Consider the following 20,446-nt stretch of genomic DNA (forward strand, 5'->3'; position numbering starts at 1 on the left):
TTGCGGGAAGCCGGACGTCCAGCCGGTCTCGCCTGTGGAGCCCGGCTGGACGTCATCTGAGATATCTAGAGGGCGGCTTTTACTGCCGCCGCGATGGTTTCTTCATCGAGACCAACCGCCTTCAGCACTTGGTCATTGGTGCCCGATGGCGGGGTGAGGTCGAGGCCGAGGCGGATGAATTTCCGGTTCGACAGCGCGCCAGCTTCAGCGAGGGCGGTCGCAACGGCGTCGCCCTGACCATAGCGGCGATAGTGATTGTCGACCGTCGCAACGAGTTTCGCATCGCCGATCGTCTTGGCCAGCCAGTCGCCATCCACGATGTTGAGGAAGGGCAGCGAGACGACCATTGCGTCGACGCCGTCGCCTGAGAGACGCTCTGCGGCTTTTATGGCTTGCGCGGTACCGACAAGGCCGGACGCAATAATCACGGCGCTGCCATCGCCCTTGCGCGCGACGCGGCCCTGACCGGCGGCCGGGGTCCAGCTGGCGTCAGCTTCGTAAGCGGTCTCATAAGGGATGGAGACAAGCCGCAGGAAAGATGGGCCATCATGCGTGTTCAGGCACCAGTCGAGAAGCGGGGCAACCTCGTCCGGGTGGGCCGGTTCGACCATCGCCATTTTCGGGATGGAGCCGAGGGCGGAAATCTCACGCACCGACTGGTGGGAGTGGCCCGGGCCGCCTGGAAGCGCGCCAGACAGGCCGCCGACATAAACGATCTTCGTATGCTCAGTGGCGTTGTTGTAGATCTGCTCGTTCGGACGGGTCGACAGGAAGCAGGAGAAGGAGTGCACGACCGGGAGCAGGCCCTTCAGCGCCATGCCGCCGGCCTGGCTGACCATATCCATCTCTGCGATGCCGCATTCGACGAAGCGGTCAGGATGGGTGTCACGGAACGGCTCAAGGCCCATGTCGAGGACGAGGTCTGCGTCCAGCGCGACGATCTTCTCATTGCGCTTTGCCTGATCGAGCAGCGCTGCCGTGTAGGACGGGAAGAGCTTGACCGGGTTGCCGCCCTGAGGGGCTGCCGGGCGCTCGATCGTCTCGAACTCCGGCTCTGGCAGGCCAACGGCCTTATGACCGTCGAGTATGCGGGAAATGAGCTCCTGCGCGCCGCGGGTATAGTCTTCGGCCTGTGGGGCGCCCGAATGGAACTGGAAGCGCTCGACATCGCTGTCGACCGAGACGCCTTCCATGAAGCTGACGCCCTTGCCCTTGATCGTGTTCGCGATGATCACGCTCGGGCGCTTTTCGTCCTGACGGGCGGCATTCAGCGCGTCGCGCATGGCGTCGATATCGTGGCCGTCGATGCTCTGCGTGTGCCAGCCAAAGGATTCGAACTTTGCTTCGAGGTCGCCGAGACTGGAGGTGCGCTCAACCGAATAGTCCGACTGGATCTTGTTGTGGTCGACGATGACCGTGACTTCAGCAACGCCGTGATTGGCGGCTGAAATCAGCGATTCCCAGATCTGGCCTTCCTGCAATTCGCCGTCGCCCGTCATCACATAGATGCGCGCCGGTTTGTCCAGCATGCGGTTGGCGAAGGCCATACCCTTGGCCTTGGAGATACCCATGCCGAGCGAGCCGGTATTGGTGACCATGCCCGCCACGCCGACATCCGGGTGGCCAGGCAGGCCGTCGATCTTGCGCAGCTTGTGGATCTTGTCGAACGGCAGCACGTCGAGCGCGGTCAGCACGGCATAGAGACCCGGTGCGTCATGGCCCTTGGAGGAGAAATAGAGGTCCTCGCCCTTCATCTCATTGAGATAGAGCCAGGCGACAACATCCATGCTCGAAAAGCTCGAGCCGATATGGCCGGAGCCAGCATTGGCGATCATGTAGAGCGTGTTGAGGCGCGCCATGTCCGCGAACAGGCTGGTGCGCTGCTCTGCAGAGGCATTGCACGCCTGCACGCGGTCAAAGGCAGGCTTGTCGAGATAATAGAGTGTGCCGGAGACGGCTTCGGTAATCAGGTCACCCATGGGGTCGTATCCTCAGATTTTCGGTTCAGTCGCCTTGCCAGGCGGGTTGTTCGATTTTCGGCAATTCGGCTTCGCCATCCTCGACCATCATTTCGAGGAGGCGCCAGTCGCGCGGGGAGTTCACATCAAGGCCTTCGGACCCTGATGTCAGGAATGGGGTCAGCACTTCGCCAGCGATCGTGCCTGCTTCCAGTGCGACGCGTGACCAGGCGATCTCAAGGCTCGCATTCTGGGCATAGACGCGCGGCAGGCCCGGATACTGGGTCGAGTGGTAAGGCGTGATCTCTTCAGGCTGCATCGGCATAAGCGGGTGCATCCGCTCACCGCGCACGACCCACATCTTGCCGGGGTGCTGGGCGCAAGGCTCCACCGCGCGGAGGCTGTCGACGCCGTCCTGACGGGTGAACTGGTCCCAGGCCCGCTGGATTGTGGAGGGCAGGCGGCATGGGCTGGTCGGGCGCAGCAGGGCGAAGGCGTCATAGGCCTCTCCCTTGTCGGCAAACCAGCGCAGCGCATGCTGGATCCAGTCAATGTCCGGCGACTTGTCGCCAGAAAATTCCGGCGGGCGCATGAAAGGCGTCTCTGCGCCATAGTGGCGGGCGACTTTCGCATAGTCATGCGAGTCGGTTGAGACAATGACGCGCCCGAAAATGCCGGACTGTTTGGCTGCCGCGATCGTGTAGGCGATCAGCGGGTGGCCCATGAGCGGCGCGATATTCTTGTGCGGCACGCGCTTGGAGCCAGAGCGGGCCGGGATGAGCGCGATACAGCTGGGGGAAGACGCCGTTGCCATGAGCCTAGAGCCGTCCCGGTTCGGTGATGAGGTAGATGTCTTTCAGCTCTGTATAGACATCCAGCGCTTCGGTGCCCGGTTCGCGCGTGCCATTGCCAGAAGCGCGAAGGCCACCGAACGGCATGTGCGGTTCTGAACCAAACGTGCCCGCATTGACGACAGCGACGCCGGTGCTGAGTTCTTTCGTGAACGTCCAGGCGCGGTCCCAGCTGGTCGTGTGGATCGTGCCGGTGAGGCCGTATGGGCTGTCATTGGCGAGCGCGACAGCCTCGTCGAAGCTGCTGACCTTGTAGATCGCGCCGACCGGGCCGAAGAGCTCTGTCGTTGAAAGGTGAGAGTCTGCAGGGGAGCCTTCGATCAGCGTGGCCTGAAGGTAGAAGCCGCCTGCGAGGTCTCCGCCAATGCGCTCGCCGCCGCAGAGCACCTTCGCACCTTCGCCCTTGGCGCGCTCGATGGCGCTCAGCATGTTGTTCAGCTGGCGCTCATTGATGACGGGGCCAAGCTCACAGTCGTCGCCGACACCGGCCTTGAGTGAGTTTGCCTTGGCAACAAAGGCGTCGACGAACTCGTCGTAGACGGCGTCCATGACGATGAAGCGGCTTCCTGACGCGCAGCGCTGGCCTGCATTCGAGAAGGCAGAGAGCGAGGCCCAGTGGACGGCCTTTTCGATGTCGGCGTCATCGCAGACGATGAAAGCGTTCTTGCCGCCAAGCTCTAGCGAGACCTTTTTGAGGTCTGTGCCTGCCTTGCCAGCAATCTCGCGGCCAACACGGGTCGAGCCGGTGAAGGAGATGACGTCGACATCCTTATGGGCGGTCAGCGGCGGGCCAACTTCCTGGCCAAGGCCCTGAACGACGTTCATCACGCCTGCGGGCACGCCTGCCTCGATTAGCGCGCGGGCCATCCAGTCGGCCGAGAGCGGGGTGTCTTCTGCAGGCTTCAGCACGACGGCATTGCCGCAGATAAGCGCCGGGAAAACCTTCCAGGCGAAGTTCGGGGCCGGGGTATTGGCGGCGGCGATCAGCGCTGCGACACCGCAAGGCTGGCGAACCGTCATGCAGGACTTGTTCGGTGCGCCGGACGGCATGGTGCGCCCGAAAAGGCGCTGGCCTTCGCCGGCATAGAAGCGCCCGCACATGACAGAGCCGGTCGTCTCACCCATCGCAGCAGAAAGCGGCTTGCCGGCTTCTTCAGCGACGATCTTCGAAAGTTCTTCAGCGCGCGCTTCGATCAGATTGCAGGCGGCGTGCAGGATCTGGCCGCGCTGGACGGCAGGCGTATCGGCCCAGGCCTTCTGCGCAGCCTTCGCGGCGGCGATGGCCTTCTCGACCTCGTCGGCGCCGCCATGGTGGAGCTTGGCGATGGGCTTGCCGCTGTGGGGGCTGAGGATGTCAGACGTGGTCTGACTGGAAACGGCCTCTCCATTGATCAGGGATTTCACGTTCTGCGGATCGAATGTGTCCAGCAATGACAGCTCCTGTGATCGTCTTTACTCGCGCGGCGGCTGCGCGCGTCCCGGTGCTAGCCGATTAAAGCCAGCCCGGGCAAGGTCAATTGGTGGCTGCGCCGCCTTCAAATGCCGTAAGCTCGTCCTTCATGACGATCTTGCCGGAGAGAGGCTCCAGCGTGATGGCCGGGATCGGCCGTAAGAACTCACCTTCGACCACGGACGGGTCGAGCTCGACCGGGTCCAGCGTGTTATTGACGAAGACGAAGGCCTCGTCGAACTCACGCATGTGCACATGCTTTGAATAGCGCACGCGCTTGGTGACGCCCTGACCGACCCGTTTGGACCAGATGTCGAAATAGGCTTCGCTGGTGTAGATATCGAAGAACTTCGCCGGATGTGTATGGAAGAGCACGTCGAAATGCCGGTTTGCGTAAAGCATGAAGAAGCAGGTCAGATACTCAGCCAGATGACGCTCAATGCCGGCATCGGTCATCTCGAAACGTTTGGTCCAGCCTGAAATCTTGTCTTCGGTACCGTGAAACCGGTAGGTGCCCGACTTCACGATGAGCTGCTTCTTCATGATGTGAGAATTGTCGAAGAATTGCTGCAGGCGGTCATAATAGTCGATGCCGTCGCGTTCATAGTTGCGCCATTCCCAGCGGAAGGGCTGCTCCCAGAACATCCCGTCTGATATCTTGAGATACTGGCGCACCAGTTGCGGCTCTGTGACGAGGATGCTGTCGAGCATTGTCCCGTTCAGGAAGAGTGTTTTCCCATTCGCCTTGAGTAGCGCATGAAGTTCGCGGAACAACAGGATCTGGTTCTCCTGAAAGTTTGGGAACCAGTCTTTCGGCATGTCGAAGATGAGGCTAGGCGCGCCGAAACCATAGCGGCGGACGGCGTAATCGATCAGGACGGCATCGATCTCATTGGTCTTCATGATTTCGAGGACGCGGTTGCAAAGTGCCGTACGCACCTCTGGCCTGCGAATATCGAAAACGCAGCCTTCAGCGTCGAGCGCAGGGCCTTCGACAAATTTCAGGCGGTGCTTCGGCTCAAGACTCTCGTCCGGATTATGGACATAATATTCTTCAGGCAGGCCCGCATTCGGCCCGAAAAGGTATCCGTCATCATAGTTCAGAACGGCATAGCCGATGAAGCGCTTGTTCAGCCCCTTGCGCTTGAAGACCTCCCGCATCTTCTCGAAGGCGGGCATCTTCATCGTCAGCTTACAGACGCTTTCATCATAGTGATAATTGCTGGGGGAGTAGCCGGAATAGCGGGTATAGGCATGCGTAACTTCCGGGCCGCCACGGAGCGGTGTACCCATCTTGCCCACCTTGGAATTCAGGAACGCAATTAGCGATCCCGTCATGGTCGGGATGAATGGGTTGTGGGCTTCTCTTGTGATCCACGGATCACCGAACGGGTTGAGCAACTGCTCCTGCTCGCTCTTGTCTTCCGGGCGATGGATCGCGACCCCGTTCTTGAACCTCGACAGTTTCAGCATCTTGGCCGAGCAGGATTCGCTTTCGATCCCGTCACGGGGCTGGAACTTGCGCTTGGGCAAGTTCCGCCGAACGAAGCGTATCGCCTGATCGACGAATAACGGCACCTTGAAGCTCATTAGAGGTCCCCACCCTGATGCTCTGCATTGAAAACGAACGGGGCGCCATCGAGGATGCCCCGGGTAATCGTGTCGAGGCCCGGCCATTTGCCAGGTGCAAGCTGATCGACGCTTGGCACTTCGATGTCGAACATGGCGCCCGTCCCGTTTGGCTGCAGGAAAGGCAGCGGGATCATGCGGCGGAAGAAGAAGTGGTAGGCGTAACGAAGCGCGCGCTCACGGTCGGGTGCCCATTGTCCGGGGCCGGCTGGAAGCTGGTCGAGCAGCTTGAAGTAATGCGGCTTGTCGCTCGCATCCTGCGTGACGCCCTTGTTACGGATCCAGGCTTCGCCCGCGACGATCACAGGCTTGCCCAGCGGGGTGAGCTCTGTGCCCATCTTGGTGCCGTAGATGATGACAGCGTTCGAGGCATGTGCCAGCGCATAGGTGCTCGCATCCTCAGCGGGTTCGATGATGTGGATATGGCGCGGCAGTTCCGGGAAGGCCTTCTTCACTTCGTCCACCACGCGCTGGCGGGAAGGGATCGCGCCGCGCACTTCGGCAGGGTGAACACGGATGACGACTTCGAGGTCAGGCCGGTCAATGAAATAGCGGATGGAGTCGATGATCCAGTCCTTCATGCCCGGAAAGGCGTTGGCCGGATAATGCAGCTGGGCGTCCCACATGACATTGGTCAGCATGGAGACGACAGGCTTTGAAAGGTCGATGCCTTTCTTCTCGGCGAAGGATTTGAAGTCCGAATCCGGCTCTTCGTGGAAGTAGATCCAGTCCTTGCCGCCGCTGGCCCGGCTTTCGAGATAGGCGCGGACTTCGTCGCGGACCGCTTCGGACATGTCCAGCTCTTCCCACGTCTCGACGGGCTCGCTCATCATGGTGTGATGATAGGTGTCGTCATGGCTGAAGATGAAGCAGTTCTTCCGGTAAGCGACGACCCAGGTCACAACCCGCACGCCTGCCTTTCGGCAGACATCGGCAGCGATGCCCTGCGGGCTGTAGATGCCATGATGGAGCACGCAGACTTCGGGCTTCCAGGCCGCGATGATGCGCTCATAGACGCGCTTGGTCAGGATCGCGCCCTCAAGGTAGCGGCGCTGCACCTCTTCTGCGCGCGGCTGGCCTTCAAGGTCACCCGTTGCGTAGTATCGAAGCGCCCCGGCCAGCGCGTGTTCGCCGACCGCGATGCCGTCCAGTTTCCAGTCCGAGATCGAAGCCAGATCGACGCTGGCTGCGAGCGATTGCGCCTCGCTGAAGTCTTCCTGCTTCAGATGGTCTGAATAGCGAAACTCTGGCAGGCCCATCGGGCGATGATTGTTCGTGCCGCGATTGAAGCAGGCCTTGCAGAGACGGTTCACAAGGCCGAACTCGGCGATCATGCCGGGCGGCGTTGCCTCGCCATAGGTCGGCATCAGGCAGGCCGGCATGGAGCCATCGCAGAAGACACGGCCAACCTGTGCCCCGGCCTTGGTAAGACCAGCGGCCAGCACGCCATCAAGATTGGTGACGGCGCCGTGCATGCCCGTGTTCGAGCCGATCAGGACGCGCGGCCCAGCGGCTGACTTCACATCAGCTTCCCACTGGCCTTTCGATGCGGCGATTAGGTCTGGCCACGATGCGAACCCTTTCTCAGGGGTGAAAGGCTTGGTTGCGCCTTTGAAGCGTGGCGGCATTTTCAGTTTCGTGGACATAAGCGCTTCGTTACTTCCATTCTTCGCCGTTGGCCGGATAGTGGGACATGATGGGCGACCACATCAATCACTGATTGATTGGCTGTCAGCCACCGGGCGGGTTAGGTGTGGGCAGTCGCTCGTCTGGCCTGAGCTCCCTGACCACTTTTGCGGGATTTCCGGCTGCCACGACGCCTGCGGGCAGGTCGCTGGTGACGACAGACTGGGCCGCGACCACTGTATCGTCACCAATCGTGACGCCTTTCATCACGGCGCTCCCCAGGCCGATCCAGCAGCGGCTGCCGATGACAATCGGCTTTGAGCGGATTTCGAGGGGGATGGCGATCCGCTTGTCGCCCAGCATGCGGCGGAACTGGATTTCGCGCTGGTCGGCATGCGTGGGGTGGGAGTCATTGTCGAACAGCTGGACGCCATGTGCCAGCAGGGTCGCCTGGCCAATCGTGATCGATTGCGACGCCGACAGGATCGTGTCGTCGCCAACATAGGTGTACTTGCCGATTTGGATGGTTGCGTTGCCTTCGGCCTTCAGGATCCCGCGGATCGCGGTCGGGCCATGGATGCGGACGTTTTCTGGCGCACCGCCATTGATCAGGCGCGCCTTTATGCCGAGTTTGACATTGTCATCCAGGACAGCGCCCTTCGAGAAACGCGTCCACACGTCCAGAAGGCGCTGAGCATCGGCTTCATTGTCGGGGATGTGGCCTGCAGCATCGCTCAGTGAAGCGACTTTCGGGTAAACAAGACCTTCCGCGAACGCGTGATCGTCCGGGTACAGTGCGCCGCGCATTTGGTACTCTCCCTCACCAGCTCCACAGCGTTAGTTTTCTATTTGCCATGGATCAAGTCCAGCGTTCAGCGCTTTCAGGCCCGCTGGAGGTGTGTGGCTTGAGCAAATGGCTTTACGCATCTAACGAGCATTGATAACGCCTCGCACCTTACGCGAAACAAGCTCAGGAGCTCCCATGAGAATTGGGCTGCGCATATTCTATAACCCGGCATGGATGGGCGGTGTGAACTATGTTCTCAACATCGCGCGCATGTTGAGAACACTGCCCAGTGGCGAGCAACCGCACATCACCTTCCTGACCAGCGCGCCGCAGGCCGAAGAGATTGCCGCAGAGCATGCAGGCCTCGCCGACGAGATTGCGCCTTTCGCGAAGGCTGCGTCCCTGAACGTCGATTTCGTCTACCCGGCAACGCAGCTGCCCGAAGCGCCATTCGGCGCGCCATGGGCTGGCTGGATCCCAGACTGGCAGTGCCAGCACTATCCGGAGCTGTTCCCGCCAGAAGAGCAGGCCCGGCGGTTCCTTCAGTACAGGGAGCTTGCGCGCGGCCCGGCGGCCTGCGTCTTTTCAAGCCAGCAGGCGATCGAGGACACGGCGAAGCTTTTCCCCGATTTCGAGAAGGATCACTGGAAGATTTTCCACTTCCCGGCGGTCTTCGATGAGGGCTTCTGGCAGGAAGGGAGCGGCGATACAGATGCAGTGCGCGCGCGCTTCAATGTGCCGGGCGACTATCTCATCGTCTGCAACCAGTTCTGGCGTCACAAGAACCACCTCCAGATCGTCGAGGCGCTGGCCGCCCGGCCAGGGCTTGATGTTCATGTCGTGATGACCGGCGCCATCGAGGACACGCGCTGGCCTGACTATGCCGCCAGCATCCGCGACCTGCTGGCGCGCGAAGATGTGGCCCGCCGCGTGACGATCACCGACCGGATCAGCCGCGACGAACAGCTCGCCCTTCTGAAAGGCGCGCGCGGCTTTGTGCAGCCGAGCCTGTTCGAGGGCTGGAGTACCTTTGTCGAGGAGTCCCGCGCGCTTGGCCTGCCGGGGCTTCTCTCAGACATTCCGGTCCACCGCGAACAGTCGCCCGCAGGTTCGGTATTCTTTGATCCTAATGAAGTGGAGTCGCTGGCGAGCGCATTGGAGCGCTTCGTTGCAGACCCGCCCAAGCGTCCCAGCCTTTCCAAAGCATCCAGCAAGCACGCCGCCTATGTTGCCGACCGGGCGCGCACCTTCATGGACATTGCGCGCTTCACGGCGCAGCGCTTCGATCCCGCCCGGCATGATGCCGGCGCGGTCATCGCACAGGCGGCGCCAGCGCTGTTCGATGAAATCGGCAATCATCCCCATGTCACGCAGGAAGCGTTTGATCGCTGGCTTGGGAATACGCGCCTGTCACTGCGCGAAAACCCTGAGGACCTTGCGCGCATTGGGGGCATGATTGCCGAGGGCGACTCTGCATTCGCGGCAAAGAGCGACAAGTTCCTTGTTCAGGCGACACTCGCCAAGGCGCCGCCAGAGATGCGGCAGCGTTTCCTCGATTACGATCCCGTCAGTGATGAGGCAGAGCGACGTGAACGGATTGCAAGCATGCAGTCGGCCATTGATTCTCCTCGCGCACGCGCGCAACTTGCGTCACAGAATTTCCTGTTCCGGCTGAAGGACTTCATTCGCCGGAAGCTGCGGAGCTAGACCTTCCGAGATGTCCACACCGTCGAACCAGCCCGTGATCCACATCAGGCCGCAGCGACCGGTCGGCATATTGAGCCTGACTGAAATCTGGAAGTTCCGGGTCCTGCTGGCGCAGATGATCAACCGGAACATCCGCTCGCGCATCCTGAATTCGCCGATCAGCATTGTCTGGGGCTTTATCCGTCCGGCCATCATGGCATTTGCGCTCGTGTTTATTCGCAATATGTCGGCGGCCAATCTTGGCGCGCAGATTCCGTACCCGCTTTTCATCTTCAGCGGTTTGTGTTTCTGGTTCCTCTGGGCTGAAATGGTGATCCAGTCGGCAGGCTCGCTCCGGCTCGATTCGGGGATTTCGAAGAAAGTCTACTTTCCGCTGATCCTCAGTCCGATTGCCGTTATCGCATCGCGCTGGGTCGACATCTTCATCATCTCGGCAGCCGTCATAGCGTTTCAGCTCTATCTCGGCGTTCCCCTGTCATGGGATATTCTGGCCATGGTGCCGGTGACGGCGGTGATGTTCCTGCTCGCCTTCGGGATCGGCGTGCTGTTTTCGGCGCTCTACCTGATTCATCAGGACAATTCGAAATTCCTGGAAACGGCCGTCTATCTTGGCCTGTTCCTCTCGCCTGTACTCTTTTCGAAAGAGATCCTGCCAGAGGTGATCCAGACCTATTACAATCTTAACCCGATGGTCGGCGTGTTGACCGGCTTGCGCGGTGCGCTGTTCGGGCCCGAACATGTCGACTGGACCTCGCTTGGTGTCTCCGCAATCATGGCGGTCGGTTTTACGATGGTGGGGCTGCTACTTCTCGACCGGGTTGCCAAAAGCTACGCTGAGCGAGTGTGATGCCTGATACTCTGCCACAATCTGCGCCCGAAGCGGCGACCGGTGATGATGAGCGCAAGCTGGTCATGGATGTGCGCGGCCTGTCGAAGCGCTACAAGATGAGCTCTCCCGTGACCCGGACCGACAAGGACGGGAATACGTTCAAGGATACCCACTACAACGCGCTCAAAGGTGTCAGCTTCAAGGTCTGGTCGGGCGACCGGGTCGGCATCATGGGGCATAATGGGGCCGGTAAATCGACGCTGCTGAAGATCCTCTCCCGCGTGCTCAATCCTAGTGATGGGGAAGCTTTCATCTATGGCCGGGCAACCTCCCTGCTAGAGGTGGGGACAGGCTTCAATCCGAAGATGACCGGACGCCAGAACGTCTATCTCAACGCTGCGCTGCATGGTCTGACGCGCAAGGAAATCGACCAGCGCATGGATGAGATCGTGGCCTTCTCAGAGATCGGCCGTTTTATCGAGGAGCCGGTCGAGACCTATTCAACCGGTATGCGCGCGCGGCTCGGCTTCTCTGTGGCGGCACACCTCGACCCCGACATACTGATGCTCGACGAAGTCCTCTCCGTTGGCGACGCCGCCTTCCAGAAGAAGTGTCTGCAGCGCATGGATGAGATTACCGGCCATGACCGCACCCTGCTTTTCGTCTCGCACTCGACAGGGGCGATTCGCCGTTTCTGTGACCGTTGCATCTGGATCGATCATGGTGAAGTTGTCATGGATGACGACGTCATGACCGTGACCGAAGCCTATGAGGCGCAGATGATGAATGTCGCTGCGACCTATCAGGCACCGGAAAAGACCGAGACGAAAAAGGACGAGAAGAAGAAAGACGCCAAGGCCGAGAAGCCAGAGGCGAGCAGTGTACTGGAGGCCGAAGCAGAAGGCCCTGTTGCCGAGCTGGTAACGGCGCGGGTTCTTGATGATGCCGGCCAGATTGCGCGCTCGGTCAAGATCGATATGCCCTGCGCCATCGAGATCGCCTACGATGTCCTGCAGGCCGATTTGCGCGTCGAACCGGCGCTTCACGTCAAGAATGAAGTCGGTGACCTGATGTTCGTCGTCGCCTTTACAGATGGCGACTATCCGGGGGCGATCAATAAGCCCGGCCGCTACAAGAGCCGCGCGCAGATCCCTGCGAACCTTCTCAACGAAGGCCTGCATTACGTCACGGTCGTGATGGTAACGGCAGACCCGCTGACCCGTCATCAGAGCGTGGAAAACGCCGTGTCATTCTCTGTCTATGAGCCGCAGGGCGATGATTTGCAGCGGGCGCGCGGACGCTATTCGCGTAACTTCCCGGGCGGGTTGCGCCCGCGTCTCGACTGGTCAACGGAGCGCGAGTCATGAGCCAGGCACCTGCAACCGCCCTGTTCGATGTCGATAATTACATTGCGATCAATGAAGCGCGCTGGACCATAGCCGACAAGGTTCTGAAGGCTTTGCGCAGGTCCGGCATGACGCTCGACACTGCCTTTGATTTCGGCGCAGGGCCGGGCTGGTTTGCGAAGCGGCTAATGCATTCTGACCTCGACGTTGTCGCGCTTGAAGGACGTCACGAAGTAGCCGAGGCGGGCCGCAAACGTGCGCCGGGCTGCGAGTTCAGCGTGCTCGATTTCGACAATTGCGCCACTTCCGACGCCTTGCCGCCGCGAGATTTCGCCCTCTCGTTCGGAATTCTCTATCATCTGGAAAACCCGTTGCGCGCCTTGCGGATCATGGGGGCGATGACCGGCAAGGCGATGCTGTTGGAAACGATGGTGGTGCCGGACGCTGACTTCATCGGGCGTGTCGCTCGGGAAAATCCGAATGCGACGCAGGGTATCCAGCCGCTCGCTATGATTCTGAGCCGCGAGGCGCTTGCCCGAGGCATGTGGGCTGCAGGCTTCAGCAATGTTTATGCGTGCACACTGCCTGTAGAGCATGATGATTTTCGGGATTTGAAACGCCGTCACCCGCGCCGCGGCATTTGGCTGCTCACCCGGGAAGCTGTCAGCATTGATGGATTTGAGCCCCTGAAGATCGAGGAGCCGCGCCGTGACGACTACTGGCGGAAATAGCACGTCACCCGGTCTTGTGATGATTGCCGGGGGTGGCGGTTTCCTTGGGACCGCGACGGCCCGGCTGATGGCGTCGCAGGGCTGGAGGGTTGTGACGCTTGGCCTTGGCGCGCCGCAGGGGGCTTTTGTCCGTGAAGGCAATGTCCACCACGCTGAAGGCCTGATCCAGCGCCAGCTCTTCCACGCGGCCATGGCCGATCATGGCAAGCCCGATGTTATCATCCATGCCGCTGGCGGGGCATCTGTCGGCCGGTCCTGGGATGACCCGCGCGGCGACTTCAACCTGTCAGTGGGCAGCACGGTCGAGATCCTCGATTTCATTCGTGAAGAAGCATCGGACGCGCGTCTGGTGCTCGTCTCGTCGGCGGCTGTCTATGGCAATCAGGGCAAGGAGCGCCTGTCGGAGAGCGATCCTTGCGAGGCGATGTCGCCCTATGGCCTGCACAAGCATGTCTGCGAGGAGCTGGTCACCGGCGAAGCACGCATGAATGGGCTCGATGTGTCGATCGTCCGGCTCTTCTCCATCTTCGGCGAAGGGCTTCGCAAGCAGCTGCTCTGGGACATCATGCGCCGCGTGAGCGCTGATCCTGAGACGACGCTCGACCTCTGGGGGAGCGGGGATGAGACGCGCGACTTTGTGCATGTCGATGACGCGGCCGCGATTCTCGCCACGCTTTCTGCAAAGCCGGGCGGTAAGGGGACGGTGCGCCTGTTCAATGGGGGCAGCGGGACTGCAATCTCTGTGCGTGAGCTGGCTTCCATGCTGGTCAATGCTGCGGGATATGAAACGCCGCTGAGCTTTAATGGCAAGGCGCGCTCCGGCGACCCGGTGCACCTGGTCGCGGATGCGACACATCTTCGAAGCAATCTCGGCTTCACGCCGAAGGTCAGCCTCGAGGCGGGATTGAAACGCTATGCGGACTGGTTCAAGACACAGCAGTCCTGAAAACTATGGGAATAATTGAATGACGGATGCCGTTCTTTCGATCGTTGCGGGCACGTATAACCGCTGTGACCAGGTCAAGAGACTGGTCGAGTCCGTGCAACGCGAGACCAAGATCCCGTACATCCTGTACATCACTGATGCTGGCTCGACCGATGGCACGATCGAGTATCTGGAATCTGTCGCGAGCGACCGCGTGCGCCCGATCTTTGTTGGCAAGCTGCTGGGGCAGGCACGCGCCTATAATGACGTCTTCATGCAGGTCGACACGCCTTATGTCTGCTGGGTCAGCGATGACAATGAGATCGTCAACAATGGCCTCGACAAGGCGGTTCGCATTCTTCAGGCGAACAAGAAGATCGGCATGGTCGGTCTCAAGGTGAAGGACAAGGAAGGCCCGTTCGTGAAGGCGCCATATATTGGCGGCGTCTCACCAATCGGCATTCTCAACGTCAATCAGGGCATGCTGCCAACCGAGGTGATGCGCGCTGTTGGCGGCTTCAGCGAGGAATTCCGCGACTATGGAATCGACCCTGACCTGACCGCAAAGGTGCTCTTCCTTGGCCGGGACGTTGTCTACACCCGTGATGTGACCATCCATCACTATCGCAACTGGGCCGAGGACAAGGAAAGCGAAGACTACAAGAAGCTTCAGGCCAAGCATGATCGCTTTCATGAGCTCTACAAGAAGAATTACGCCCAGTATGACGCGCCAAGCCGGACGTGGAGACTGAAGAAGAGGGCATGGGACTGGGCGAAAACGCGCCTGTCCAAGCGCTTTGACCTGTCGATGAACTCGTCGAAGCCGATCTTCAGGAACCTGCCGCGCGATTACTATAATACGATGATGGCCAAGCATATCGGCATGTTCGATCCGCTCCTAACCATGAACAAGGATTTCCACCTTCGTCAGCGCTATCGCGGCCGCAGGCCGAGCATCCAGCTGATCGGCGATCCCGGCAATAATAGCTGATGGGCGCTGGGGCGGCTGATCCTCGAAGCGCCTGGCTGGCGGGGGATCAGGGCGCGAAGTCCCGCCGGAAAGTCTATTGGCGCTCCGCACTGGAGGCGTGTGGAAACAGGACGCCCGTTCTCCTTTTCGGGGACAGCATTTTTGCCGGTGAAGTCGAATTTTCACGGTGCACTGACGGTGTAACGGCGGTGTTTCTGCCGGTGGTTTTTGTAGAGATTGGTCTCAACCGGCTTTTCGAGGCCGCGAACGAGCCGCTTTTTGCGATCTTCGGAGGCTCGCCGGATGACGGTGACGCGGTCGATGCGCTGATCGAGATGGCGGCCGCGAAACCCGGCGCCCGCTTTATCCTTCAGGATAGTGGACCGCACCCATCAGCCCCCGAAACACTGGCAGCGCTCATCTCGGCAAGGCTTGGACGGCTTGTTGATGCTGAGCTTTCGGGGCTGGTCCTGACGTCGCCAACAGCTAGCGGCGTGATGGAACGGTTCGACTGGTCAAGGCCGATCCGCGATGGTGATCCGAGCGCGAATGATGTCACGGTAAGTGTCGCGGGTGAACGAGGTGTTCCGTTATTTGATTTCGCGGCCTTGATGCGAGAGCTGGCGGCCAATCTCGGCGATGAGGCGCTGTTCCAGCCCGATGGCGTACACCTTAGCCTTGCCGGGCGACTGGCGCTGTTGGGGGCTGTATATAAAGGGCTGACGGGTGAGGTGCCGGCGCTGGACGGTCTTGCCGGGGAACTGGCGAAAGGCTGGTCTGAAGCAGGGATAGACGAGAAGGTTTCCGCATCCGAGCTGCCCGGATTTGCCCGTCTTGTCAGGGATGCGCTGGGAAGAGAGGGCTGAACTCTCAGACCGTATGAGACGTGCGTCTAGGGTCACCGCTCCAGTCAATTGCCGGAGCCCCAGATGGACCAGACCCCACGTATCGGCCTTTCTTACCTCGCCGCCAATCAGGCGATGAAGCATGTCACCCTGAATGAAAGCCTGCGGCGGCTGGATGCGGTCGTGCAGTTGAGCGTGGCGAGCCGCAGCGAAGCCACCCAGCCAGAGGTGCCGCTGGCGGCGACATCCTACATATTGCCGAGCGGGAAGACCGGTGAGGACTGGGACTTTATGGCTGATGGGGCGATTGCGAGCTTTCAGGACGGGGCCTGGTTCGAGATCGTGCCGCGCGAGGGCTGGCTCGCCTGGATAGAAGACGAAGCGTCTCTTTTTGTCCTGACGGGAGAGGGCTGGCAGGTGGTGCAGGGCGCTGGAAGTGGGCCTTTCGAAACGCTGGGCATCAATTCCGATGCAAACGTTACCAACAGGCTGACCGTGCGCAGCGACGCCGAATTGCTGACCTATGATGATGTCACCCCGGGCACGGGGAATGCTCGCAAAATCATCAACCGGGCCGATGGGGCGAAGGTCGCATCGGTGGTGTTTCAGACCGATTTTGCGGGTGAGGCGGAGTTTGGACTCGCCGCCAATGGCGGGTTCGAGCTGCGCACCAGCGATGACGGGACTGTGTTCGACACAGCGCTCAGCGTGGATACGGCGACGGCCAATGTTGGCGTGGGAGGGCCGGCGACCGGAAGGTTCTCAGTCATCGACCAGTCCGATGCCACGAATGACCAGCCAACCTTGAGCATGGTCCGTGACGGTTATTTCGCGACGGCCAGTCTCGACACATATGCAAACCCGGCGACCTATTCGTCCTTCTCTATTCAGAAGCGAGCGCGCGGGAGCCTCGAGACGCCGCTTCCAGTCCAGCCGGGCGACTGGTGCGGAGGCTTCTCGTTCCGCGGGCTCGCGTCGGGCGGAGCCTGGGTCCAGAGCGCACTCGTGAATGCACAGGTGGATGGGCCAGTGTCGGGCACGTCGGTGCCGATGTCGCTTGGCTTCTGGACGGGCAATGGCGGCGTGAATGAGCGTGTACGGATTACGTCGGCTGGCCGGGTCGGTATTGGCACGGCTTCGCCGAGCTGCGCCCTGCATGTGGCCGGAGCCGTAAGGCTGGGCAGCGCGGCGAGTGCGACCCTTCCGAGCGCGTCGGACGCCGGAGCGGGCGCCCTCTATTTCGTGCCGGATCTGACCGGCGGGGCGGGTGTCGTGTTCAGTGACGGCACCGGCTGGAGGAGTGTCACAACAGGTTCACTGATCTAAAGTCCATAAACGCTGTCTTATTCATCCATGATCGATTGAAAACGCCGGGGAAACCGGCTAGCCCTTCCCGCGAACCTAGCAGGCGGGGACCACAGTCTCCCGAGAGAGAATGAGGGTATAGTCATGGCTAATCGTGAAATGGTCGTGGACGGAATCAAGATCAGCGACAATGACGACATGTATGTCATCGCCGAGATTGGCCAGAACCATGAAGGCGACGTCCAGAAGTGTAAGGACCTGTTCGATGCGGCGAAAGCTGCAGGCGCGCATTCGGTAAAGCTTCAGAAGCGCGATAACCGCTCGCTTTACACCAAGGAATACTACAACCAGCCGTACAATTCCGAGAACGCATACGCGGCGACCTATGGGGCGCACCGCGAAATGCTCGAGTTCGACCGCGATGAGTGGATCGAGCTGCGCGACCATGCCAAGAAAATCGGCATCACGCTCTTCTCCACCGCCTGGGATTACAAAAGCGCGGACTTCCTCGAAGACCTCGATATGCCGGCTTACAAGATCGCCTCCGGCGACCTGAAGACGCTGCCGCAGATCAAGTATATCGCGAAGTTCGGCAAGCCGATGTTCATCTCGACCGGCGGCGCGTCGATTGAAGACGTCCAGCGCGTCTATGACGAGATCATGCCGATCAACCCGAATATCTGCATCATGCAGTGCACCTCGGGCTATCCGCCGACCTTTGAAGAGCTGAACATCCGCGTCATCGAGACATATCGCGAGAAGTTCCCTGAGATCCCGATTGGTTTCTCAAGCCACGATAGCGGTATCGCCATGGCCATGCTCGGCTATATGTGCGGCGCTCGCGTCCTGGAAAAGCACTTCACGCTGAACCGTGCCTGGAAAGGCACCGACCAGGCATTCTCGCTTGAGCCAAATGGCCTTCGCCGCCTCGTCCGCGACCTGCAGCGCGCCCGCGCCGCACTCGGCGATGGTGTGAAGCGCACCTACGACTCCGAGCACGCCCCACTGATCAAGATGGGCAAGAAGCTCTGCGCAACGAGCGACCTTCCAGCTGGTCACACGATCACCGAAGCGGACATTGCGCTGAAGTCGCCAGGCGACGGCATCGCGCCGTATTTCCAGGACGTCTTTGTCGGCAAAACCCTGACCAAGGCTGTCGCCGACGATCAGGCCTTCACTTTTGAAGACATCGGCCTGACGGAAGCTGCTGCGAACGAAGCCCTCAAAGCCTGATTGGTAAGAGGGTGTGGGCTCGCTTCTCAGCGACATACGCACAGCCGTAAGGCAATCTGAAGCCTATGCGCCGGTCCGGCGCTGGCGGCTTGAAAGACTGACGCGCCGGCCGGGGGTCTACCCTGACTGGCGCGTTCTGCTATCCGGACATGAGCAGGACTGGGCCGCCGCGCGCGAAAGCGCCAATGGCAAGCGCATCCTGATCGCGACAAGTCTTGGGCTTCATTTCACGGCGAATACGGTCGACACGCTAATGGCGGCGGCGCTGACGCTGCGCGGGGCGAAGGTGGATATCGGCTATTGTGACGGCCTGCCGGCCTGTCAGGTGATCGAGCATACGCTGGCGCCCAGCCTGTCACGGATCGCCGAAAAAGGGCCAAGACCGGATTTCTGTGGGGCATGCACCAGCGCGGCAGACCGGGTGAGTGCGCCGCTGGGCCTCGATGTCCGCAAGTTCTCCGATGTTCTGGATGAGAACGACCGCGCCGAAGCAAAGGCGTTCGGCGTGCGCTGGCAAGTCCATCGCAGCACGGAGCATGACGACCCGCGAGTCATGCATGCCTATGCGGGGGCGCTGCGCTTTTTCGGCAAGGGCGACCTCGGAATAAGCGATCTCGAGACGCAGATTTTCAGCCGCTACCTCGCGGCGGCCTGGCTGTCCGACGCGGCGGCACGCAGGCTGATCGATGCCCATAAATATGACGTCATCGTCGCCCATCACGGCATCTATGTGCCGCAGGGCCAGTTCGCCGAAGCGGCGCGCGATAGCGACACTCGCCTTGTGACATGGCACCCGGCCTATCGGCGCGGGCGGCTGATCTACCAGCATGGCGATACGTATCACCGCGCGATGATCGATGAGCCGGAAAGCGTCTGGAACCAGCGCGCGCTGAGCGCGGCGGAGACCGCAGAGCTCGACACCTATCTCGCTTCGCGTGAGACCGGTGCGCAAGACTGGATCACCTTTCAGCGGCGCGACCCGGAAAGCCTGCAATCGACCTATGCGGCGCTGGACCTCGACCCGGCCAAGGACACCTACCTTCTGGCGGCGAATGTCGTCTGGGATGCGCGGCTCAACTATGCCCAGTCGGCCTATGGTCACATGATTGAATGGGCGATCGACACGGTCTCGTGGTTCGCGAATCATCCTGATCGCCAACTGGTCGTGCGGTGCCATCCGGGCGAAGTGATGAACAGCCCGCGTGCGTCTGACAGGCTGGACGATGCATTGCGTGCGGCCTTCCCGCAGATGCCGGCCAATGTGCGGCTGGTCTCGCCAGAGAACGATATCAACACCTATTCCATCGCGCAGTTGTCCAAGGGTGCGCTGATCTTCAACACAAAGCTTGGCATGGAGCTGTCGGCGCGCGGCATGCCTGTCGTGGTGGCGGGCGATGCGTGGATACGCGGCAAGGGCTTCGGGCGCGACGCGTATGACCGCGAATCCTATTTCCGCCTGCTGGAGAGCACCGGCACTTTTGATCCTCTGACCGACAGCGAGATTGAGGCGGCGCGGCGCTATGTCTACCACTTCTATTTCCGCCGCTGCATTCCGCTAAAGGCGCTGGACGGGTCTGCCGGTTGGCCACTGACGCAACTGAATGCGGACGCTTTCAATCTGGCCAAGCCGGGAGTGGACCCGAATATGGACGCGATTTGCGATGGCATTCTTGCTGGTGCGCCGTTCGAAACGATAGATGATGAGAATGCGCGGGAAAGCGCTGGGGAGACGCCATGATCAGGTCGCTGGACGATCCGGAATTTGCCGCGCGAGCGCGCGATGTCGAGATACTCGGTATCGATTTCGACGGGGTGATGACCGACAACAAGGTCTACGTCTTCGAGGATGGCCGTGAGGCGGTCGTCTGCTCGCGTCTTGAGGGCTATGGCCTGCGCGCGGCAGCAGCAACGGGCGTCTATTGCTTTATTATGTCGACCGAGGAAAACCCCGTCGTCACGGCGCGGGCGAAGAAGCTGAAGATCGACTGCCAGCAGAACATTCCTGACAAGGTAGAGGCGTTCACAAAAGTTCTGGAAGAGCGCGGCCTCAGCTTTGCGCAGGCGGCTTTCATCGGCAACGATACCAATGACAAGGGCGTGCTGGAGAAGGTGCACCTGCCGATATCCGTGAGCGATGCTCACGAAGTGCTCGACACGATCGAGACATTCAGAACAAAGCGCCTGGGCGGCAATGGCGCGGTGCGCGAAGCCTGTGATGCGATTGCGCAGGCGCGCTCAGGCATAAAAGGATAGG

Annotated in this window: 17 protein-coding genes; 11 read left to right on the plus strand and 6 right to left on the minus strand. The window is 60.6% G+C overall.

The features are described 5' to 3' along the window. Positions 1 to 65: 65 nt before the first annotated feature. The 6 genes from O4G74_RS04745 to O4G74_RS04770 form a co-directional block, all read right to left on the minus strand. Positions 66 to 1,979 (minus strand): transketolase C-terminal domain-containing protein, encoded by a 1,914-nt coding sequence (locus O4G74_RS04745; RefSeq protein WP_269401502.1) that lies wholly within the window; start codon positions 1,977 to 1,979, stop codon positions 66 to 68. Between the two features lie 25 nt (positions 1,980 to 2,004). Then, positions 2,005 to 2,772: an acylneuraminate cytidylyltransferase family protein gene (locus tag O4G74_RS04750; RefSeq protein ID WP_269401503.1), complete on the minus strand. Its 768-nt coding sequence runs from the start codon at positions 2,770 to 2,772 to the stop codon at positions 2,005 to 2,007. Between the two features lie 4 nt (positions 2,773 to 2,776). After that, positions 2,777 to 4,240 (minus strand): aldehyde dehydrogenase family protein, encoded by a 1,464-nt coding sequence (locus tag O4G74_RS04755; protein WP_269401504.1) that lies wholly within the window; start codon positions 4,238 to 4,240, stop codon positions 2,777 to 2,779. Positions 4,241 to 4,322: 82 nt separating this feature from the next. Beyond that, entirely contained in the window at positions 4,323 to 5,849 is a 1,527-nt protein-coding gene (locus O4G74_RS04760; RefSeq protein WP_269401505.1) for a hypothetical protein, read from the minus strand. Further along, a complete protein-coding gene (locus O4G74_RS04765; protein WP_269401506.1) occupies positions 5,849 to 7,534 on the minus strand; it encodes a capsule biosynthesis protein in 1,686 nt (561 codons plus the stop codon). The genes O4G74_RS04760 and O4G74_RS04765 overlap by 1 nt, the downstream gene beginning before the upstream one ends. A gap of 85 nt (positions 7,535 to 7,619) precedes the next feature. Beyond that, the gene (locus O4G74_RS04770) at positions 7,620 to 8,321 is read right to left on the minus strand and encodes an acyltransferase (RefSeq protein WP_269401507.1); all 702 of its coding nucleotides are present in this window, start codon (positions 8,319 to 8,321) and stop codon (positions 7,620 to 7,622) included. 175 nt (positions 8,322 to 8,496) lie between these two features. Here O4G74_RS04770 and O4G74_RS04775 point away from each other — a divergent pair, with 175 nt between their 5' ends. The 11 genes from O4G74_RS04775 (at position 8,497) to O4G74_RS04825 (ending at position 20,445) form a co-directional block, all read left to right on the plus strand. Then, complete coding sequence (locus O4G74_RS04775) at positions 8,497 to 10,008, plus strand: glycosyltransferase (protein WP_269401508.1); 1,512 nt, start codon at positions 8,497 to 8,499, stop codon at positions 10,006 to 10,008. Between the two features lie 10 nt (positions 10,009 to 10,018). Then, positions 10,019 to 10,855: an ABC transporter permease gene (locus O4G74_RS04780; RefSeq protein WP_269401509.1), complete on the plus strand. Its 837-nt coding sequence runs from the start codon at positions 10,019 to 10,021 to the stop codon at positions 10,853 to 10,855. Further along, positions 10,855 to 12,204, plus strand: a complete 1,350-nt coding sequence (locus O4G74_RS04785; RefSeq protein WP_269401510.1) for a polysaccharide ABC transporter ATP-binding protein — start codon at positions 10,855 to 10,857, stop codon at positions 12,202 to 12,204. Before O4G74_RS04780 ends, O4G74_RS04785 begins: the two co-directional genes overlap by 1 nt. Then, a complete protein-coding gene (locus O4G74_RS04790; RefSeq protein ID WP_269401511.1) occupies positions 12,201 to 12,914 on the plus strand; it encodes a class I SAM-dependent methyltransferase in 714 nt (237 codons plus the stop codon). The genes O4G74_RS04785 and O4G74_RS04790 overlap by 4 nt, the downstream gene beginning before the upstream one ends. Continuing rightward, complete coding sequence (locus O4G74_RS04795) at positions 12,892 to 13,860, plus strand: NAD-dependent epimerase/dehydratase family protein (RefSeq protein ID WP_269401512.1); 969 nt, start codon at positions 12,892 to 12,894, stop codon at positions 13,858 to 13,860. The genes O4G74_RS04790 and O4G74_RS04795 overlap by 23 nt, the downstream gene beginning before the upstream one ends. A gap of 19 nt (positions 13,861 to 13,879) precedes the next feature. Continuing rightward, entirely contained in the window at positions 13,880 to 14,830 is a 951-nt protein-coding gene (locus O4G74_RS04800; RefSeq protein WP_269401513.1) for a glycosyltransferase, read from the plus strand. Continuing rightward, positions 14,830 to 15,675 (plus strand): hypothetical protein, encoded by an 846-nt coding sequence (locus O4G74_RS04805; RefSeq protein ID WP_269401514.1) that lies wholly within the window; start codon positions 14,830 to 14,832, stop codon positions 15,673 to 15,675. The genes O4G74_RS04800 and O4G74_RS04805 overlap by 1 nt, the downstream gene beginning before the upstream one ends. A gap of 63 nt (positions 15,676 to 15,738) precedes the next feature. Then, complete coding sequence (locus O4G74_RS04810) at positions 15,739 to 16,980, plus strand: DUF2793 domain-containing protein (protein ID WP_269401515.1); 1,242 nt, start codon at positions 15,739 to 15,741, stop codon at positions 16,978 to 16,980. 123 nt (positions 16,981 to 17,103) lie between these two features. Beyond that, positions 17,104 to 18,192, plus strand: a complete 1,089-nt coding sequence (locus O4G74_RS04815; protein WP_269401516.1) for an N-acetylneuraminate synthase family protein — start codon at positions 17,104 to 17,106, stop codon at positions 18,190 to 18,192. Positions 18,193 to 18,205: 13 nt separating this feature from the next. Continuing rightward, positions 18,206 to 19,930 (plus strand): hypothetical protein, encoded by a 1,725-nt coding sequence (locus O4G74_RS04820; protein ID WP_269401517.1) that lies wholly within the window; start codon positions 18,206 to 18,208, stop codon positions 19,928 to 19,930. Next, positions 19,927 to 20,445, plus strand: coding sequence for a KdsC family phosphatase (locus tag O4G74_RS04825; RefSeq protein WP_269401518.1), 519 nt, complete (start codon positions 19,927 to 19,929; stop codon positions 20,443 to 20,445). The genes O4G74_RS04820 and O4G74_RS04825 overlap by 4 nt, the downstream gene beginning before the upstream one ends. Position 20,446: the final 1 nt, after the last annotated feature.

Source organism: Henriciella marina, assembly GCF_027213945.1.
Classification (GTDB): domain Bacteria; phylum Pseudomonadota; class Alphaproteobacteria; order Caulobacterales; family Hyphomonadaceae; genus Henriciella; species Henriciella marina_A.

What these genes read in the sequence shown, in the direction of transcription:
- O4G74_RS04745 (WP_269401502.1), bottom strand. Translation starts at nt 1,979, where the DNA reads ATGGGTGACCTGATTACCGAAGCCGTCTCCGGCACACTCTATTATCTC.
- O4G74_RS04750 (WP_269401503.1), bottom strand. Translation starts at nt 2,772, where the DNA reads ATGGCAACGGCGTCTTCCCCCAGCTGTATCGCGCTCATCCCGGCCCGC.
- O4G74_RS04760 (WP_269401505.1), bottom strand. Translation starts at nt 5,849, where the DNA reads ATGAGCTTCAAGGTGCCGTTATTCGTCGATCAGGCGATACGCTTCGTT.
- O4G74_RS04765 (WP_269401506.1), bottom strand. Translation starts at nt 7,534, where the DNA reads ATGTCCACGAAACTGAAAATGCCGCCACGCTTCAAAGGCGCAACCAAG.
- O4G74_RS04770 (WP_269401507.1), bottom strand. Translation starts at nt 8,321, where the DNA reads ATGCGCGGCGCACTGTACCCGGACGATCACGCGTTCGCGGAAGGTCTT.
- O4G74_RS04775 (WP_269401508.1), top strand. Translation starts at nt 8,497, where the DNA reads ATGAGAATTGGGCTGCGCATATTCTATAACCCGGCATGGATGGGCGGT.
- O4G74_RS04780 (WP_269401509.1), top strand. Translation starts at nt 10,019, where the DNA reads ATGTCCACACCGTCGAACCAGCCCGTGATCCACATCAGGCCGCAGCGA.
- O4G74_RS04785 (WP_269401510.1), top strand. Translation starts at nt 10,855, where the DNA reads ATGCCTGATACTCTGCCACAATCTGCGCCCGAAGCGGCGACCGGTGAT.
- O4G74_RS04790 (WP_269401511.1), top strand. Translation starts at nt 12,201, where the DNA reads ATGAGCCAGGCACCTGCAACCGCCCTGTTCGATGTCGATAATTACATT.
- O4G74_RS04800 (WP_269401513.1), top strand. Translation starts at nt 13,880, where the DNA reads ATGACGGATGCCGTTCTTTCGATCGTTGCGGGCACGTATAACCGCTGT.
- O4G74_RS04805 (WP_269401514.1), top strand. Translation starts at nt 14,830, where the DNA reads ATGGGCGCTGGGGCGGCTGATCCTCGAAGCGCCTGGCTGGCGGGGGAT.
- O4G74_RS04810 (WP_269401515.1), top strand. Translation starts at nt 15,739, where the DNA reads ATGGACCAGACCCCACGTATCGGCCTTTCTTACCTCGCCGCCAATCAG.
- O4G74_RS04815 (WP_269401516.1), top strand. Translation starts at nt 17,104, where the DNA reads ATGGCTAATCGTGAAATGGTCGTGGACGGAATCAAGATCAGCGACAAT.
- O4G74_RS04825 (WP_269401518.1), top strand. Translation starts at nt 19,927, where the DNA reads ATGATCAGGTCGCTGGACGATCCGGAATTTGCCGCGCGAGCGCGCGAT.